The 17,223-nt window shown below is 72.5% G+C and carries 13 protein-coding genes and 1 pseudogene; 4 read left to right on the top strand and 10 right to left on the bottom strand.

Annotation, left to right across the window (positions count from 1 at the left end):
* Positions 1 to 21 precede the first annotated feature (21 nt).
* Together ACQEV1_RS09940 and ACQEV1_RS09945 are read left to right on the top strand one after the other, a co-directional pair.
* Positions 22 to 570, top strand: coding sequence for an ATP-binding protein (locus ACQEV1_RS09940; RefSeq protein ID WP_285568273.1), 549 nt, complete (start codon positions 22 to 24; stop codon positions 568 to 570).
* 103 nt (positions 571 to 673) lie between these two features.
* Positions 674 to 1,870, top strand: a complete 1,197-nt coding sequence (locus ACQEV1_RS09945) for an ABC transporter ATP-binding protein (protein ID WP_285620715.1) — start codon at positions 674 to 676, stop codon at positions 1,868 to 1,870.
* A gap of 54 nt (positions 1,871 to 1,924) precedes the next feature.
* On the opposite strand, the gene ACQEV1_RS09950 is transcribed toward ACQEV1_RS09945, so the two are convergent.
* Positions 1,925 to 2,884, bottom strand: coding sequence for a LysR substrate-binding domain-containing protein (locus ACQEV1_RS09950; RefSeq protein ID WP_433393216.1), 960 nt, complete (start codon positions 2,882 to 2,884; stop codon positions 1,925 to 1,927).
* 70 nt (positions 2,885 to 2,954) lie between these two features.
* On the opposite strand from ACQEV1_RS09950, the gene ACQEV1_RS09955 reads away from it, so the two are divergent.
* Positions 2,955 to 4,364: an FAD-binding oxidoreductase gene (locus ACQEV1_RS09955; RefSeq protein ID WP_433393218.1), complete on the top strand. Its 1,410-nt coding sequence runs from the start codon at positions 2,955 to 2,957 to the stop codon at positions 4,362 to 4,364.
* Here ACQEV1_RS09955 and ACQEV1_RS09960 read toward each other — a convergent pair.
* From ACQEV1_RS09960 to ACQEV1_RS10000, 9 genes and pseudogenes are all read right to left on the bottom strand, one after another.
* Positions 4,351 to 5,208 carry a hypothetical protein gene (locus ACQEV1_RS09960; protein ID WP_433393220.1) on the bottom strand — a complete coding sequence of 286 codons (858 nt, stop codon included), beginning with the start codon at positions 5,206 to 5,208 and terminating at the stop codon, positions 4,351 to 4,353. The two genes, ACQEV1_RS09955 and ACQEV1_RS09960, sit on opposite strands and share 14 nt — an antisense overlap.
* A 21-nt stretch (positions 5,209 to 5,229) precedes the next feature.
* Positions 5,230 to 5,958, bottom strand: a complete 729-nt coding sequence (locus ACQEV1_RS09965) for a polysaccharide deacetylase family protein (protein WP_285620708.1) — start codon at positions 5,956 to 5,958, stop codon at positions 5,230 to 5,232.
* 64 nt (positions 5,959 to 6,022) lie between these two features.
* The gene (locus tag ACQEV1_RS09970; protein WP_433393222.1) at positions 6,023 to 7,354 is read right to left on the bottom strand and encodes a polysaccharide deacetylase family protein; all 1,332 of its coding nucleotides are present in this window, start codon (positions 7,352 to 7,354) and stop codon (positions 6,023 to 6,025) included.
* Positions 7,355 to 7,368: 14 nt separating this feature from the next.
* Positions 7,369 to 8,898 (bottom strand): polysaccharide deacetylase family protein, encoded by a 1,530-nt coding sequence (locus ACQEV1_RS09975; protein ID WP_433393224.1) that lies wholly within the window; start codon positions 8,896 to 8,898, stop codon positions 7,369 to 7,371.
* Entirely contained in the window at positions 8,891 to 10,207 is a 1,317-nt protein-coding gene (locus ACQEV1_RS09980; RefSeq protein ID WP_433393226.1) for a glycosyltransferase, read from the bottom strand. Before ACQEV1_RS09980 ends, ACQEV1_RS09975 begins: the two co-directional genes overlap by 8 nt.
* Positions 10,204 to 11,499 carry a nucleotide sugar dehydrogenase gene (locus ACQEV1_RS09985; RefSeq protein ID WP_285620699.1) on the bottom strand — a complete coding sequence of 432 codons (1,296 nt, stop codon included), beginning with the start codon at positions 11,497 to 11,499 and terminating at the stop codon, positions 10,204 to 10,206. Before ACQEV1_RS09985 ends, ACQEV1_RS09980 begins: the two co-directional genes overlap by 4 nt.
* Before the next feature lie 600 nt (positions 11,500 to 12,099).
* Positions 12,100 to 12,792, bottom strand: coding sequence for a PQQ-binding-like beta-propeller repeat protein (locus ACQEV1_RS09990; RefSeq protein ID WP_433405868.1), 693 nt, complete (start codon positions 12,790 to 12,792; stop codon positions 12,100 to 12,102).
* 4 nt (positions 12,793 to 12,796) lie between these two features.
* Positions 12,797 to 14,206 (bottom strand): annotated as a pseudogene (locus ACQEV1_RS09995) (protein kinase domain-containing protein); the annotation flags it as partial.
* Positions 14,206 to 16,335: a protein kinase domain-containing protein gene (locus tag ACQEV1_RS10000; RefSeq protein WP_433393228.1), complete on the bottom strand. Its 2,130-nt coding sequence runs from the start codon at positions 16,333 to 16,335 to the stop codon at positions 14,206 to 14,208. The pseudogene ACQEV1_RS09995 and the gene ACQEV1_RS10000, both read right to left, overlap by 1 nt.
* A 113-nt stretch (positions 16,336 to 16,448) precedes the next feature.
* On the opposite strand from ACQEV1_RS10000, the gene ACQEV1_RS10005 reads away from it, so the two are divergent.
* Complete coding sequence (locus ACQEV1_RS10005; RefSeq protein WP_285620691.1) at positions 16,449 to 16,958, top strand: O-acetyl-ADP-ribose deacetylase; 510 nt, start codon at positions 16,449 to 16,451, stop codon at positions 16,956 to 16,958.
* Positions 16,959 to 17,223 lie beyond the last annotated feature (265 nt).

The raw sequence follows: 17,223 nt of genomic DNA on the forward strand, positions 1-17,223 counted from the left end.
ACCTCCGACGAAGGAGGGCGAGTGACCGCGAACCACCGCGTACGGGCGGCCGGTCGACGTCCGGCGGCCCAGGAATCGATCCCGATGAGCCGGACCCAACCCACCGACGCACCCAACGACGACTCTCGTGGCCGGGACGCCGTCATCGACTGGCGCATCTCGGTCCCGGGCGTTCCCGCCATCGTGGCGGTCGCGCGCGGACTCGTCCGTGCGGCGCTCGAGCACTCGCCTCGCTGCGACGACATCGAGCTCGTCACCAGCGAGCTCATGACCAACGCCATCCGCCACACACCGAGTGGTGAGGCGGGCTCCCTGGTGACCCTCCGGATCCGGGGCCGCGCCGGATGGGCCCGAGTCGAGGTCGCCGACCTGGGCAGCCCCTCCTGGGCCGAGCCGGGGCCCGCGGCCGCGGAGGACGAACGCGGCCGGGGGCTGGGCATCATCCAGATGCTCGCCGACCGATCCGGCCGCGGGCCGGAGAACGGCGGCCAGGTGTCCTGGGCGGAGATCCACTGGGATGTCCCGCCCGGCGCCGGGCCCACGCGTTTCAACGCTGTTGATCGAAAGTAGTCGGCACGTCATTCGCCGATACCCCTATTTATCCGCCTTGCTTCTGGGCCGCCACCCCCAACTCGTATCTCGGCCGCGGCCCGCTCGAAAGGAGACCGTCCCTATGACTGCGATCACGCTGGATCGCCTTGACAAGACCTACCCGGCCGGCAACAAGGCCGTGGACTCATTGAGCCTGGAGATCAAGGACGGTGAGTTCATGGTGCTCGTCGGGCCGTCCGGGTGCGGCAAGTCGACGGCACTGCGCATGGTCGCCGGACTTGAGGAGATCACCGGCGGTGAGCTCCGGATCGGTGACCGGGTCATGAACCGGACGCCGGCGCGTGACCGCGACGTCGCGATGGTGTTCCAGAGCTATGCGCTGTACCCGCACCTGTCGGTGCGCCAGAACATCGGATTCGGGCTGACGCTCCGCAAGGTGCCCAAGGCGGAGATCCGCAAGCGCGTGGACGAGGTCGCCGAGGTCCTCGGCCTCACCGAGTTCCTGGAGCGCAAGCCCCGCAACCTGTCCGGTGGTCAGCGGCAGCGCGTCGCGATGGGCCGGGCGATCGTCCGCGAGCCGCAGGCGTTCCTGATGGACGAGCCGCTGTCCAACCTCGACGCCAAGCTCCGCGTCTCGATGCGTGCCTCCCTGGGCCAGCTGCACGAGCGCCTGGGCGTCACGACGGTGTACGTCACGCACGACCAGGTCGAGGCCATGACCCTGGGCGACCGCGTCTGCGTGCTGCGCGAGGGCAAGCTCCAGCAGGTCGACACGCCCCAGCGGCTGTTCGACAACCCGGTGAACCTGTTCGTCGCCGGCTTCATCGGCTCGCCCGCGATGAACTTCGTGGGCGCCAAGCTGGTCCGCGACGACGGTCCGCACGTGACCTTCGCCGGGTACAAGCTGCCGATTCCGGAGGAGACGCTGTCGGCGCGGCCGGGCCTCGACGGCTACTTCGACCGGGACATCATCCTCGGCGTGCGTCCCTCCGACTTCGAGGACTCCGCCCACGCCAGCAACGACCGGGCGCGGATCCAGGCCACGGCCGACCTGACCGAGGAGCTGGGCAGCGAGATCAACGTCATCTTCTCGATCGACGCGCCGCCCGTACAGCACAAGGACGCCGCCGACCTCGCGCAGGACGCCACCGACGGCGACGAGGGCGCGTCACTGCCGCTGTCGGACAACAAGGCGCTGTGGACCGCCCGCGTCAACGCCCGGGCGCGCGTCGAGGCCGGGCAGAAGATCGAGCTGGCCGTCGACAACCGCAGCCTGCACTTCTTCGACCCCCAGACGGGTCTGTCCATCACCGACTGATCACCCCCGATCTCAGGGCCCGCCGGACGCGACCACGCTCCGGCGGGCCCTGGCTCATCCAGGGCCTGTCTCAAAGCCCCGCTGTCCTACTACGGACGGGGACTTCGAGACAGGCCTTAGGGGGAAGCGCGCCGCCAGCGACGTACGGGCGTGCCGCACGAACGTCCGCGCCGCCGGGCCGACCGGGCCCTCGGACCGCCACGCGAACACCAGGCGCCCGCGGACCGCGGGCCGTAGCCGGATCGCGTGCAGCGCGTCCTCCCGGCCACCCATGATCGACTCCGGCAGGACGGCGACGCCGAGCCCCCGGGCGGCCAGCGCGGCGAGGAACCGCGGGTCGCCCGCCTCGAACACGAAGCGCGGCCGGTGCCCCGCCGCGCCGAAGGCGTCGTCCACGCAGGCGCGGATGCCGGTGCCGGGAGGCAGGCACATGAGCGGCCGCGAAGCGAGTGACCGCAGCGTCATCGTCTCCGTACCGGCCAGCGGGTCGTCCCGGCCGACGATGGCGACGAGCGGCTCGTCGGTGATGACCTGGACGTCGACGCCCGGAGGCGGGTCCGCCGCCAGGCCGGCGAACGCCACGTCGATCCGGCCGGCGCGCAGCGCGCCGAGCAGGGGACCCGAGCCCGCCTCGGACAGCGTGATCTCCACCGCCGGGTGACGCCGGTGGAACTCCGCCAGCAGCCCGGGCAGGTCCACGTCATGCGTGGCGGCCGAGGACACCATGCCGATGGTGACGTGCCCGCGCACCAGCCCGGTGAACTCCGCCGCCGCGTCGCGGGCACCGGAGACCGCCTCCAGCGCCGCCCGCGCGTACGGCAGCACCGCGGCCCCCACCTCCGTCAGGCGGACCGTACGGCCCGAGCGGTCGAGCAGTTCTTCGCCGAGCTCCCGCTCCAGCCGCCGGATCTGCGCACTCACGCCGGGCTGCGCCACGTGCAGCCGCTCGGCGGCACGCGTGAAGTTCGCCTCCTCGACCACCGTCACGAAGTACTCAAGCTGCCGAAGCTCCATAACGAATGATGCTAGCCGCCAGACGAACCAGCTCTTGGACTTATGGCTCGCGGACGGCCACGGTGGACGGGTGACTCATCCAGAGGGATCCATCGACATGCTCGCCGCGCTCAGGGAGCAGGTGCGCGGACCGGTGCTGGTGCCCGGCGACGAGGCGTACGACGCCGAACGGAACGGCTTCCAGACCGCCTGGCGGCACCGGCCCGCCGTGGCCGTCGGCGCGACGGGAGCGGCCGACGTCCAGGCGGCCGTGGCGTACGCCGCCGCCCTCGCGCTTCCGGTGGCGGTGCAGGCGACCGGGCACGGGCTGTCCGTCCCCGCCGACGGCGGCCTGCTGATCGGCACGCGCCGGATGACCGGGGTCACGGTGGACCCCGGCGCGCGTACGGCCTGGATCGAGGCGGGCGCCCGCTGGGACCAGGTCCTGCGCGCGACCACCCCGTACGGGCTCGCGCCGCTGAACGGCAGCGCGCCGCACACCGGCGCGGTCGGTTACACGCTCGGCGGCGGGCTCGGGCTGCTGGCCCGCGCGTACGGGTACGCCGCGGACCACGTGCGGGCGCTCGACGTCGTCACGCCCGACGGCCGGCTGCGGCACGTCACCGCCGACAGCGAGCCGGACCTGTTCTGGGCGCTGCGCGGCGGCCGGGACAACTTCGGCGTGGTGACCGGGATGCGCGTCGGTCTCGTGCCGGTCGACCGGCTGTACGGCGGCGGCCTGTTCTTCCCCGCCGACCATGCGGTGGACGTCCTGGAGGCCTTCCGGAGCTGGACGGCCACGGTGCCCGAGACGATGACCGCCTCAGTGGGGATGATCCCGTTCCCGGACGTGCCGGGCGTGCCGGAACCGATGCGGGGCCGGCACATCACGCATGTGCGCATCGCCCATCTCGGCGACGCGGCCGAGGGGGAGCGGCTCGTCGCGCCGCTGCGGGCCGCCGGCACGCCGCTGCGCGACACCCTCGCCGAACTGCCGTACGCCGAGGGCGGCTCGATCTACAACGACCCGGCCCAGCCGCACGGGTACTCCGGGTCCAACCTCATGCTGCGCGACCTCGACGACCGGGCCGTGCGCACCGTGCACGAGCTGGCCGGTCCGGGCGCGCCGGTGCCGTGCGTGGTCGACCTGCGTCACCTGGGCGGCGCGCTCGCCCGTACGCCCGGCGTGCCGAACGCGGTCGGGTACCGGGACGCGCGGTTCATCCTGCGCGTCCTGTCGCCCCTGACCGGGGCCGGCCTCGACGTCGTACGCGCCGCGCACCGGCGGGTGTTCGACGCGATGGAGCCGTGGAGCGCCGGCGGCCGCTCCCTCAACTTCATCTACGGCGACGGGACCGCGGACCAGGTGCGCGAGGCGTACGAGCCGGCGGACCACCGGCGGCTCGCCGAGCTGAAGGCCGGCTACGACCCGGCGAACCTGTTCCGCCTGAACCACAACCTCCCACCGGCCGAGGCGACGGCCTCCCTCAGGCGTGGGTGACGCGGAAGTCCTTGAACTCGAAGTCACAGTTGTCGCCGCGCAGCCCGACCGCGCCGCGGGCGAGGATGGCCGGGCCCTCGGCGCCGTCGTCCACCGCCGAGAGCACCTCGCGGTCACCGTGCCGGACGCTGATGGCGACGAGGTCGCCGCCGGACGTCCGGATCCGCACGGCGAACCGCTGCCACGCGCCGTACGGCACGGCGTAACGCGTCTGGCCGAGCGTGACGTACGTGCCGCCGTTCGTGGTCCCGCCGGGCCGTTTCTTCTTGATCACGACGAGGTCGTCGCGCCGGTTGAGCGAGACCACGTACAGCTCGGCCGGGCTCTGCCAGCGCAGGAAGACGTGCACTCCGTCGATCTCGGACGGGGCGGCGCGCCCGGAGGAGGTCAGCCCGAGGTTGCGCAGGTTCAGCGAGACCGTCACGTCGCCGAAGTCGTGGCGGCGGGTGGTCATCCGGAACACACTCGATCCGGTCCCGTTGGAGGAGGCGGCGTTCGGCGTGGCCCGGTCGGGACCGCCGGACCAGGCCACGCCGTCGCGGACGAACAGCGAGCCGCTGGTGACGTCCCAGTCCTTGGACCTGTGGCCGTCCCGCGCCCCCGGGTTCCAGTGGGTGTACTCGTTGGTCACCAGCCGGTCCGGCCCGGAAAGGTCGGGAGCGAACAGCGCCGGCCGCGGGCGGCCGAACGCCACGCCGGCCGCCGTGCCCGCGAGGACGAGCGCGGCGGCGGCGGTGACCAGGACGCGCCGCCGCCCCCGGCGTGGCGGGTCCGGCGACACGGGAGGCGCGGGCGCCAGCCGGAGCCGCGGCGGCTGGTCGGCTCCATGGCTCTGTGGTCTCACGTTGGTCTCACGTTCCCCTGATCAGCCGGTGGCGAGAGCGGTGCAGAACCCACGGGCCCGCAGACTGCGGATGATCGTGGGCAGTGCCTGGACGGTGGCCGCGGACTGACGCACGCCGTCGTGCATCAGCACCACCGAACCGGGGACCACCTGGTCGATGACGGAGGCCGCGATGTCGCCCGGCGCGCGGCCGCGCCAGTCGTTGGTGTCGATCGACCAGCGGATGACGCGCATCCCGAGCGTCTTGGCCGTCGTGTCGACCTGGGCGTTGGTGTTGCCGAACGGTGGCCGGAACAGCTCGGGCGCGGGCGCCCCGGCGGCCGTGACCGCGTGCTGGGTGGCCGCGAGCTGCCACCGGATCTGGGCCGGATCCAGGTCCGCCATGTGCGGGTGGTCCCAGCTGTGGTTCTCCACGAGATGCCCGGCCCCGATCTCCGCCCGGATGAGGTCGGGCCGCGCGGTCGCCTTCTTGCCCATGACGAAGAAGGTGGCATGCACCCGGTACGCGGCGAGGACCCGGAGGATCTGCGGCGTGTAAATATCGGGGCCGTCGTCGAAGGTGAGCGCGACCCGTCCGCGGGCACAGCGGTTGCCGGTGCTCGCCTGCTGCAGCATCGCGTTGGTCACGATCCGGCGGGCCCGTTCGACGGGCTTGGCCGGTGGTGTCAGTACGTTCACGGCGAGCGCCGAGGTGAGGGCCAGGAAGCCCACCCCCACCCCGAGCTCGACCAGCGTCCTTCGTCCGGTCATGGGACCTCCTTCGTCGGAGGGGGTGACCACCGGGCCGTGCCTTCGATTCCCTCGCTTCGCTCGGTCATGGATTGGCCGTGTCGGTGACGTTGTAGTCGTCGGTGTAGATCGTCCCGGTGCCGGCGAGGGACAGTCCGACGCTGAGGCCCGTGGCGCCCGCGGGCGCCGGTGGGCTGGTGAAGGCGGGCGTGCTGGTCCAGGTGGTGGTGGCCGGCACGGCCGGGCCGCTCGTCCAGTACACCCAGGTGCCCGCCGTGGTGCGATAGTAGAGCGTCAGCTTGACCTCGACGCCGGCCGCCCAGCTGCCCTTGTACCAGATGGAGGACGTGTAGGTGTGGCCCGGAGTGGCGACCGGCGCGCACGTGTTGGCGTCCTGCGTGGTGACCAGTTTCCGGTCACCGCTGGTCCAGGCGGTCACGGCGAGCTTCTGGGAGTACGAGCCCGTGTGCGCGTCGGTGGACCGGGTCCAGGCGAAGGTGTTCGTGCCGTACCCGCCGTACTGGAAGCAGCGCGGCACGCTGCCCACGGCGCTCTCCAGCGAGGGGTTCTGCACCAGGTTCCCGCTGGTCGGCGGGTTGAGCGGCGGCCCGTTCACGCCGGGCTTCAAGGTGCCGCCGATCACCTGGTCGACGGTCTTGACGACCGTCCCGGCGGCCGACCGGGGCGCGAGCCAGTCCAGGAAGTCCGACAGCTCGCTCGGCGAGACCGCGTACTGGTTGTCGCACCCGTCGCAGACGTGGTGGATGACGAGCTGCACCCAGCCGCCGCCGTGCTGCTCGGCCTGGGTGACGAGTCCCTTCATCTGCGCGAGGCTCGTGCTGGTCTGGATCGAGTCGGGCGTCTGCGTGTAGTACGGGTCGGCGGGCGGGATCGTCTCGGCGTACCCGCAGCCGTCGCACGAGCCGGGCGAGACCACGCCGCCGACCGTGCGGGCGCTGTTGTAGCCGCAGTACGCGGCGGCCTGCTCCACCGACGTGTTGGCCGAGCCGAACGGGTAGGCGAAGTTCTTGGCCGTGAAGCCCCAGTTCAACAGGGTGACCCGGTCGTTGCAGATCTCACGCTTGACGTCGTCGGAGGACAGGGTGGTCAGGTCCGGGTGGTCGACCGTGTGGCCGCCGATCTCGTCGCCGTCGGCGGCGAGCGCGGAGATGTCGTCCTTCGACATGTAGCCGCTCAGGTTGGTCTGGCCGCTGATGATGTAGAAGGTGCCGTGCATGCCGTGCGACTGCAGCAGCGGTCGCGCGTTGGTGAACTGGTCCTTGATGCCGTCGTCGAAGGTGAGCGAGACGGTGGTGTGCGTGTCCGCGTGCGCCGCGCGCGGCAGGCAGGGGATCAGGAACGCGAGCAGGGCGAGGGCGCCCAGCGTCGCGAGTCGAAGGGATGCCGGAGGGGACATGAACGGTCTCCCTGTCAGGTGGTGCCGGTGATCAGATGTGGTGAGCCGTAGACGAGCGTGTGCCGTCCGCCGTCGGCGGCGACGGCGAACTTCACGCCGCCTTCGTGCAGCCGGCGGTCGAAGACGACTTTGAGATGCCGCGTGCTCCCGACACGGACATCGGCGGTGTCGTGCCGCAGGAGGATGCGGATCCCCCGTACGGCGCCGCCCGGGGCGAGCCTGGTCCGGGCGAGTACGACGCGGGAGGCGTCGCCGATCTGTTCGCGGACGACCAGCGAGCCCTCGCCGAGGACGATCTCCAGCCGGCCCCGGTGGCCGGCGCCCGCGCCGTCGCGGACCGCGATGACGGCGGAGGCGTGGCGTGATATGCCGCGCACGGTGGTGACCAGCGTGTAGTCCACCCACTGGCTGGTGTTGACGCCGCTGAGCAGGCAGGTGCCGTAGGTGTCGCTGCTGACGGCCAGTGCCGCCGGCCCGTGGTGGCAGGTCGCCAGGTCGCCCAGCCACGGCAGTCCGGCCAGCCTGGTCGGCGGGGCCACCGGCACGGCGTCGCGGATCATCTCCAGCAGGTCCGCCACCGACGTGGTGGCCCGTACGCCGATGCGCTCCAGCGTCCAGCGCGCGGACTGCGCGGAGATGGCGTTCACGTGCTCGGTCGGCACGTTCTCGCCGACGAACGCCGCGCCGAAGCCGGCGTCTCTGAGCACCCCCGGCATCGCCGTGGCGATGGCCGGGGTGTTGCCGGTGCTGCCGGTGTCGCCGAACGGGTAGGAGAACGCGCTCGCCGGCCGGCCGAACACCTGGCGGAAGAAACCCTGGCTCTTCGCCAGGTCCGCGGCGACCCGGGAGCGCCAGGCGGACATCGACTCCTCGTGCCCGTGGATCAGGATCCGGTTGCTCATCGGCGGCGCCAGGTCGCCGGGCACCGTGGTCTGGGAGTGCAGCGCGTAGGAGTGCGAGCCGAACTCCCAGCGGCCGTTCGCCCGCAGACCCCGGAGTTGCCGTGTGGACAGGTAGTAGGACGGGGTGCCGGCCGAGACGATCTTGGACGTGGTGAGGAACGCGACCGCGTTGAAGTGGTACTTCTTCAGCACCGGGTCGACGGTCGTCCAGTCCGTGAGCGTGCCGTCGTCGAAGGTGAGCAGCAGCGCCCTGGCGGGCAGCCGCACCGGCTGGTGCGAGATCAGCTTCTCCACGTCCGAGAGGCGGACCGTGTGGTAGCCCGCCGCCGCCAGCGCGGCCATGTGCTGGCCGAACAGGCGCCGGGTCAGCGTGCTGCCGGCGTGGTCGTCGTCGGACACCGCGTGGTACGTCAGCGCGACGACCGTGCCGGGGTAGGCCGGCAGCTCCTCCGCCGCGCGTGTGGTCGCCGCGTCGATGACCGCGGGCACCGGGGGGCGCTGGTGCGGGTCGAACGGGCGGCTGACCGCGATCCACACCAGGACCACCACCGCGAGCGAGGCGACGAAGACCGCGCCGGTGACCGTACGGGCCAGCCGGACGCCCGCGGACGGCCGGCGGACCAGCTGCCGTGGCTCAGCCATCCCGCACCGCCCCGGTCGGCGCCACCACGCGCGGGTACGCGGGCGGGGCGTCCTCGTCGACGGCCCGGGTGCCCCACTTGCCGTCCCGGATGCGGGCGATCGCCCAGAGGAGCTGCGGTGAGAAGGCGATGTAGAAGAAGGTTCCGAGGAAGGCGTAGAGCCACATCCCGTCGTTGCGGAGCGTGCGGTAGACCAGCGCGTATCCCATGGACACCAGGTAGAGGCCGAGGAAGTAGATCAGCGGTGAGTGCCCGCCGATCACGGTCCTGGCCAGGGTCAGCGCGATGACGATCGGGCTGAGCAGGCCCGCGCAGGTCTGCACCGCCACCGACGGCAGCGCGCGGGTGCGGCTCCGCCACACGTGGGAGAGCAGCAGCGGCCCCTCCCGGCTCCACGACTTCTTCCAGCGGAGCTGCTGCCGGAAGAACTTGCGGTAGCGGTCCGGCGCGTCGGTCCACGCCTCGGCCTCGGAGTCGTACCGGGTGATCCAGCCGGCCTTGACGACCCGGTTGGTCAGGGCCCGGTCGTCCCCGTACGTGCACGCCGTGCCGAGGAACCGCTGGTGCTCCCAGCGGTCCAGCAGCGGCGCCACCGCCGCCCGCCGGTAGGCGGCGAAGCAGCCGGAGCAGCACGTCACCGCGCCCAGCACCGACTCGGCGCTCTTCAGCAGCTGGAACGACACGTAGTACCGCGCGGCCTGCATCCGGGTCAGCGTGTTGGTCTCCGCGTTGCGCACGTACGTCAGCCCGGAGATCGCCCCGACCCGGGGGTCGGCGAAGCCCTGCACGAGCTTGCGCACCGCGCCGGGCGCCGGCATCGAGTCCGAGTCGACGAAGACCAGGATCTCCGCGGAGGTGGCGCGGATGCCGGCCGCCATCGCGGCCCGCTTGCCGAGGTTCTCCCCGAGGTCGACGCAGCGGACCGCGCCGCGCGGGTAGTCGGCCGCCGCCGCGAGCATCCGCTCCCACGTGTCGTCGGTGGAACCGTCGTTGACGACGACGAGCTCCATCCGGTCCGCCGGGTAGTCCAGCGCCATGCACGAGTGGATCGTGCGCGCCACGGCCGCGCCCTCGTTGAACGCCGGGACGACGATCGCCACGTACGGGGTCAGCCCCGCGTCGCGCGGCGCCCGGTAGAAGGCGGCGAGCACGAACCTGCTCAGCACGTAGCTGCTGACGAGGATCGTGTACAGCGGCGTGACGATGTTGCCGCGCAGGAAGGCGACCTTCACTCCCACGTGCCAGCCGATCAGCACGCAGATCAGCAGCGTCCCGGCCAGCGCGGCCAGGGACGCGAGCCGGGCCGTCACAGCACCGCCCGGCGGATCGGCCCGGACAGCCGGTAGGTGGTGTCCAGGACGAGCCGGTCCTCGCCGAGCCAGCCCAGGTCCATCGCGCGGTGCCGGGTGTGCACGATCACCAGATCCGTGGCCGCGGCCGCCGGATCCTCACTGTGGAGCACCCGGTCACCGACCCGTACCTCGGGCACGTGCGGGTCGTGATAGGCGACCGTGGCGCCGCCCGCCAGCAGGCTGGTCATGATCTCCAGCGCCGGCGACTCGCGCACGTCCTCCACGTCCGGCTTGTACGTGACGCCCAGCACGAGCACGCGCGCCCCGGCCAGGCCCAGGCCGGCGTCCGACAGCACCTCGCGGACCCGCTCCACGACCCGATGGGGGCGGCCCGCGATCGCCGCCATCGCCTCGGTGACCACCGGGGTCTGCAACCGCTTCTCGCGTAACTGCCAGAGCAGGTAGTGCGGGTCGCACGGGATGCAGTGCCCGCCGGCCCCCGGCCCGGGAAAGAACGGCATGAACCCGTACGGCTTGGTCGCGGCCGCCTTGATGACCTCCATGATGTCCAGGCCCAGCGTCCGGCCCACCTCGGCCATCTCGTTGGCCAGCGCGATGTTCACCGCGCGGAAGGTGTTCTCGAAGAGCTTGGTCAGCTCCGCCGCGCCCGTGGAGGACACCTCGTGCACGTTGCGCGTGCAGTGCGCGAGGACCTTCGCCGCCGCGGCCGTGCACTGGGGCGTGGTCCCGCCGACGACCCGCGGCACGACCTCGTGGGTGTACCGGTCGTTCCCCGGGTCGATGCGCTCGGGGCTGAACGCCACGAACACGTCCTGCCCGGCGCGCAGCCCGCGGGCGGCCAGCGGCGCGGCGAGCAGGTCCTCCGTGCAGCCGACGTAACTGGTCGACGTCAGGATGATCACCTGTCCGGGTACGGCCTGCCGCACCGCGGCGTCACAGGCCACCGCCAGCGCCCGCAGGTCGGGCACCAGCTGCGCGGTGACCGGCGTGGGCACGCAGATGATCACGGCGCGCGCCCACGAGGCGTAGGACGGATCCGTCACCAGCGCGAAGCCGTCGTCGTTCAGGGCGGCCTCCAGCCGCGCGCGGTCCGACTCGAGCAGGTCGACCGCGCCGTCCCGTACCTTCGCGAGCCGCTCCGCGCTGACGTCGACGGCCAGCACCCGGCCCCCCGCCGCGTGGAACGCCAGAGCGGTCGGCAGACCCACGTACCCCAGACCGATGATCGCCACGTCGTACGTGCCGCAGGCCGGCGCGGGCCATGTCGTCTCGGGCCCCGCCGCGGTCACGCGTTCACCCGACCAGCGTTTTCGGCAAGGACATACTCGATGCGCTTGACCGGCATTGGTGTTCTCCCCGCTTTTTTCGAGAGGTTCCCCCGCGCCCACCACCGGACCGGTGCGTGGCGCCTTAGGAATGGTGCGTGGGGCCGCCGGTACGCGAAATCCGTCACTCGACGCAGACCACTACGTCCGATTCGGGATGCCTGTGACGGTTGCTGGGGCTAAATCACCTGACGTGTGGGGTGGTAGAAACCAAATTTCGCGTTATTGCGGTAAACGAAAATTAACTTATGTCCACCTTGGCGTGGCGACCGAAACCCGGTGAGCTGCGAAATGTCAGGCGATATCTCCTGCGGGTCGGCTGAACGCCGGCGGCCCGGTGGGCCGTCCGTCCGGGGGTCGTGTCGCCCGTCACCGCCGGTGCGGGCGCCGTCGTCGTGCGCAGGATGGCCGTCTGCGGCCAATGCCTGATCGTGACGGCGGCCGTCTTGAGGAAATGACTTTCGGGCGTTATCGGTAAGATGATTCGCGTCGATGGAAAACGCTTGCCGATCTTTGGTGACCGATTATATGCCGAACGGAATTCCCTCCGCGTCAGAACATTCCTCAGGCGCGGGAGAAGCGGAAGACGGCCACGGTGGTGTTCTGCACGGCCGCCAGAACGGTGCCGCCGGTGGTCAGGGTCCACTGGTCGGTGAGGTTCGGCGAGGCCATGGGGCGGTTCCACGCCGGCTCGCCGGTGACCGCGTTCCAGCCGTACAGGCCCGGGCCCGTGGTTCCGGCCACGCCGGTGCAGACCAGCCCGCCGGCGGCGACCAGGGGAGCGGTGTCGTCGGCGGGGGTGCCGGCCGACCAGAGACGGCGTCCGGTGCGGGCGTCGAGCGCGATCAGGCGCCGGTTGTCGAGAACGTAGGCGCGCCCGCCGCTCACCAGAGAGGTCCGGTCCTGGCCTCCCGGCACGGCCGGCCGGTACTGCCACTTCTCCCGGCCGGTGGCCAGGTCCAGGGCGTGGAGGACGGCGCCGCCCACGTAGGCCGTGCCGTTCGCCACCGTGATCGTGCCGTTCTCGCCGCCGGGATCACCGGTCCACACCGTCCGGCCGGTGGCGGCCGACAGGGCCTCGAACGCGTTCGCGGTCGTGCCGGCGAAGACCAGGTCTCCCGTGCCGGGAAAGGTCATTCCCGACGTGGCGTACGCGCGGGTCCAGCGGACCGCGCCGGTCCCGGCGTCGAGCGCGAAGAGGTGCTGCTCGTTGCCGGTGCCCTCGCCGGACGCGGCGATGAGGCCGCCGTTCTGGATCCCCCCGGAGCTCGGTCGCCGCCGGAGCGTGGTGGGTCCACCGCCGCCTGCCGGTACGGGCGTCGAGGCCGATGATCGTCCCGTCCCGGTCGATCAGCGCGAGCAGCCCGCCGGCCGGGCCGCACAGGCCGTGCACGGTGAAGCCGGACGGCAGGGACGAACTCCAGCGCCGTGCCCGTGAGGAGGGGTCCATCGCCACGATCTCGTCGCCCTGGACCGTGTAGATGAGAGTGCGGTCGGTGGCGACGCCGCGCATCGGGGCCGACCACAGGCTCCGTCCCGTGGCGGCGTCGTAGGCCGACGACGTCGTGACGGACCCGAAGACGACGACCGCGCGGGCGAAGACCTGCGGCGTCATGATGTCGCCGCCGGTGGGCAGGGTGGCTCGCCACAGGAACCGGGGCGGGGGCGTCGCCCGCCCGCCCCGGGCCGTCGCCGCCAGCGCCGCGGCGGTGCCGCCGCCGGCCGCCGCGAGACCGGCCGCCGCGGCCCCGCCCAGCAGCAGCCGGCGCCGCGTCCGGGCGCGGGTGACCGCTCGCAGGTCCAGGACGAGCGTGTGCTCGCGCTGCCCGAGTTCATGGTCGATGGTGTCGGGCAGCCAGCCGTCCGCGAGCGGCCGGGCGGCCAGCAGCCGGGGCAGCAGCGCGGCGGGCGGACGGCGGCCGGGGTCGGCGCTCAGACAGGCGGTGACCATCGCCGTCAGCGACGGCGGCACGCCGTCCAGGTCGGGCGGCTCGTGCAGGGTCCGGTGGATGACGGTGTGCACGGGCCCGGTTCCGAACGGCGGGCGACCGGTGGCGGCGAAGGCCAGCACCGCGCCGAAGGCGAACACGTCGCCGGCCGGAGACAGGTCCGCTCCCCGGATCTGTTCGGGCGACATGTAACCCGGCGAACCGATGAACTGGCCCTCGGAGGTGAGCCGGGTGCGGTCGGCGGCCCTGCTGATGCCGAAGTCGATGACCCGTGGGCCGTCCTTGGCCAGCAGGATGTTGGCCGGCTTGAGGTCGCGGTGCAGCAGCCCCGCCCGGTGGATGGCGACCAGCGCCTCGCCGAGCCCCGCGCCGAGCGTCCGCGGCACCTGCTCGGGCATCGGGCCGTGCCGCTCGACGGCGTCCTTCAGGTTGAGCCCGTTCACGTACGCGGTCGCCAGCCAGGGCACGGTCCCGTCCGGGTCGGCGTCCACGACCGGGCTGGTGAAGGCGCCGCTGACCTTTTTCGCGGCCTCCACCTCGGCGCGGAACCGGGCCCGGAACATCGGGTCGTCCGCCACCTCGGGCCGTACGACCTTGACCGCCACCGCCCGGCCCGCGGGGGACACGCCCAGGTAGACGCGGCCCATGCCGCCCTCACCCAGCCGCCGCAGCAGCCGGTACCGGCCCACCCGGCCGGGATCGCCAGGCTTCAGAGCCGCCATCAGGAAGCGCCCCGGAAGCAGTACAACCGCCGGTTGTCGGTCGCGTAGACCGCCGACCCGGACACGGCCAGACCCCACTCGCCGGCGTTGTAGGACGGCCCCCAGTGCGCCCAGGCCGGCCCGCCGCCGGTGCCGGCGACGAAGAAGCCGGCGTGCTCGGTGACGTGGGCCGAGTTCGAGCTGCCGGTGAACGTCGCGGCGAGAAGGCGAGAGGAGCCACCGGCGGAGGCGCCGGGCAGGAAGTCCAGGTCGGTGGGGCTGGAGGTCTGCTGCCACCGAAGGGCCCCGGTGGCCTGGTCATAGGCGTAGAACCCCTTCTGCCCGGCCATGTACACGGCGGGAGCCAGGGGCAGCACGGGGTGTTGAAGGTCGTCGGCGGGCTTCTTCCACGCCGGGGTCCCGTCGCGAGTGCTGATCGCCTGGAAGCTGGATTGGCCGGAGGCGCCGAAGAACAGCAGGCCGTCGCCGAGCGTCAGAGGGTACGCCTTGGATCTGCTCGCCTCACCGGTGAACCAGGTATGGGTCCAGCGCCGCGCCCCGGTGACGGCGTCGAGACCGATGATCTTCGAGGGAGTCATGACGTACAGCGAGCCGCCGTCGGTGACGCCGGTGACCGACTCGGCGTCGCTCGGATGGCGCCACCGGACGCGCCCGTCGCCCAGGTCCACGGCGAGCACGGTCGTCCGGTCGCCGTCCCCGCGCACGCCCACGAACGCCGTGTCACCGGTCATCCCGTACGCGTCGGTGACCTCGCCGGGCAGCTCGACCGGCCTGGCGTCCCCCGTCCTCGCGTCGATGACGTGAACGACGTTCGCCTCGGAGGTGTCCCGCGCGCCGAGACCGAGGACCGTGCTTCCGAAGGCCCGATAGCCGGGGCCGAACGTGTCACCGTTCGGGCGGCTGAGGGTCCAGAGCCGGCGCCCCGAGGCGGCCTCGATCCCGCAGAACCCCTCGCGTCCGCGCCATACCAGCACGTCGCCCGCCACCGAGAGACCCAGATCGAGGCCGTCGGCGAGGTCCCCGGGCCAGGCCAGGGACCAGGCGGGCGCGGGCGCCGCCACGAGGCCGGTCGCTCGCGGGGCCGGCTCGGCGGGCCTCGCGCTCCGGCGCGTCAGCGCCCACGCCGTGGCGCCGCCGCCGGCGCCCACCACGCCGACGGCCGCGACGGCCGCCAGGCGCAGGACGCGCCGTCGGCTCGGGTGGTTCGCGACCGTTTCTTCGACCCGCGGCGGAGGCGTGGTGACGGGCGCGTTCGACACCGCGGCGGCCTCCGCCTCCCGTACGGCCACCTCCCGGCGGAGCGCGGGGGAGATGAGCGCCGCCGGATCGGAGGGGGCGAACGCCTCCAGCAGCGCCGCCGGCTCCGGGCGGCCGGCCGGCTCCTTGTCCAGGCAGGCGGCCAGCAGCCCGCGCAGCGGCGCGGGCACCCCGTCCAGCCGCGGCTCTCCGTACAGCACCTGGTAGAGCAGGGAGGCCGAGTCCGCGGAGCCGAAGGGACCGACGCCGGTGGCCGCGTACACCAGCACCCCCGCCAGCGAGAACACGTCGGACGGCGGGCCGACGTCCGCGCGGGCGGTGATCTGCTCGGGCGACATGTACGCCGGTGTCCCGACCATGCCGCCGCTACCGGTGAGCCGTGAGGCGTCGAGGTCCTTGCTGATGCCGAAGTCGATGACCTTGGGGCCGTCGTCGGCCAGCAGGATGTTGCCCGGCTTGAGGTCGCGGTGGACCAGGCCCGCCGCGTGGACGGCCAGCAGCGCCTCGGCCAGCCCGGCGCCCAGCGAACGCAGCCCGGCCTCCAGCATCGGGCCGAGGGCGTTGACGGCCTCGGCCAGCGTGGGCGCGGCCACGTAGCCGACGGCGAGCCAGGGCAGTGGCGCGTCGGCGTCACCGTCCAGCACCGGCGCGGTGTAGAGGCCGCTGACCCTGCGGGCGGCGGTGATCTCCCGCCGGAACCGCGCACGGAAACCCTCGTCCTCGGCGTACTCCGGCCGTACGATCTTGAGGGCGGCGAGCCGGGCGCCCGGCGACCGGGCGAGGAAGACCGTTCCCATGCCGCCGGCGCCCAGGCGGGCGAGCAGCCGGTACTGGCCGACCCAGGCCGGATCTCCGGCTTGAAGCGGATGCAACGCACGTCCTCCAGCGAAGGTCAGGCCTGGAGGAGCAGCCTAACAAGCAAACAGATACCGCTGTCTATAAGGAGGACGGGCCCGTGGGCGTGCGTCACTGGGAGGCTGGGGACATGCGCATCACGTTGGTCCTCGGGGACATCACGGAGCAGGACACCGACGCGGTCGTCAACGCGGCGAACTCCTCGCTGCTCGGCGGCGGTGGGGTGGACGGGGCGATCCACCGCAGGGGCGGACCGGAGATTCTGGCGGAGTGCCGGCAACTGCGGGCGTCGAAGTACGGCAAGGGCCTGCCGACCGGACAGGCGGTGGCCACGACCGCCGGACGACTGCCCGCCCGCTGGGTGATCCACACCGTCGGCCCGGTGTACGCCAAGTCGGAGGACCGGTCCGCGCTGCTCGCCTCCTGCTACCGCGAGTCGCTCCGGGTCGCCGCCGAACTGGGCGCCCGCACGGTCGCCTTCCCGGCGGTCTCGGCCGGCATCTACGGCTGGCCCCTCGACGACGCGGCCCGCATCGCGGTCGGCACCGTCCGCGAAACCGAATCCCCGGTGGAGGAGGCCCGCTTCGTCCTGTTCAGCGACGACGTGTACGCGGCCTTCGCCCGCGCGCTGAAGGGCTGACCTGCCTCAGGCCCTCATAGGGCAGGCGGGCAGGTGGGCGAACCGGTCAACGATTGCCGCAGTGCCACGGACCGCGGTCCCGAGGTGCAGGGAACCCTCGTAGTCGTGGCGGTTCCACGCGACCAGCAGGTGGGTCGTGTACGCAACGGCCGTCTTCGGGTTGATCCCACGGCCGGCGAGGCGAGCCGGAATCTCGGCGTCGCGGAAGGCGTACGCGCCGCTGATCGGTGCGACGGCGCCGAGCCGGTACGAGGACTCGGCGCCG

It is taken from the genome of Actinoallomurus sp. CA-142502 (genome assembly GCF_050936355.1).
GTDB lineage: Bacteria > Actinomycetota > Actinomycetes > Streptosporangiales > Streptosporangiaceae > Actinoallomurus > Actinoallomurus iriomotensis.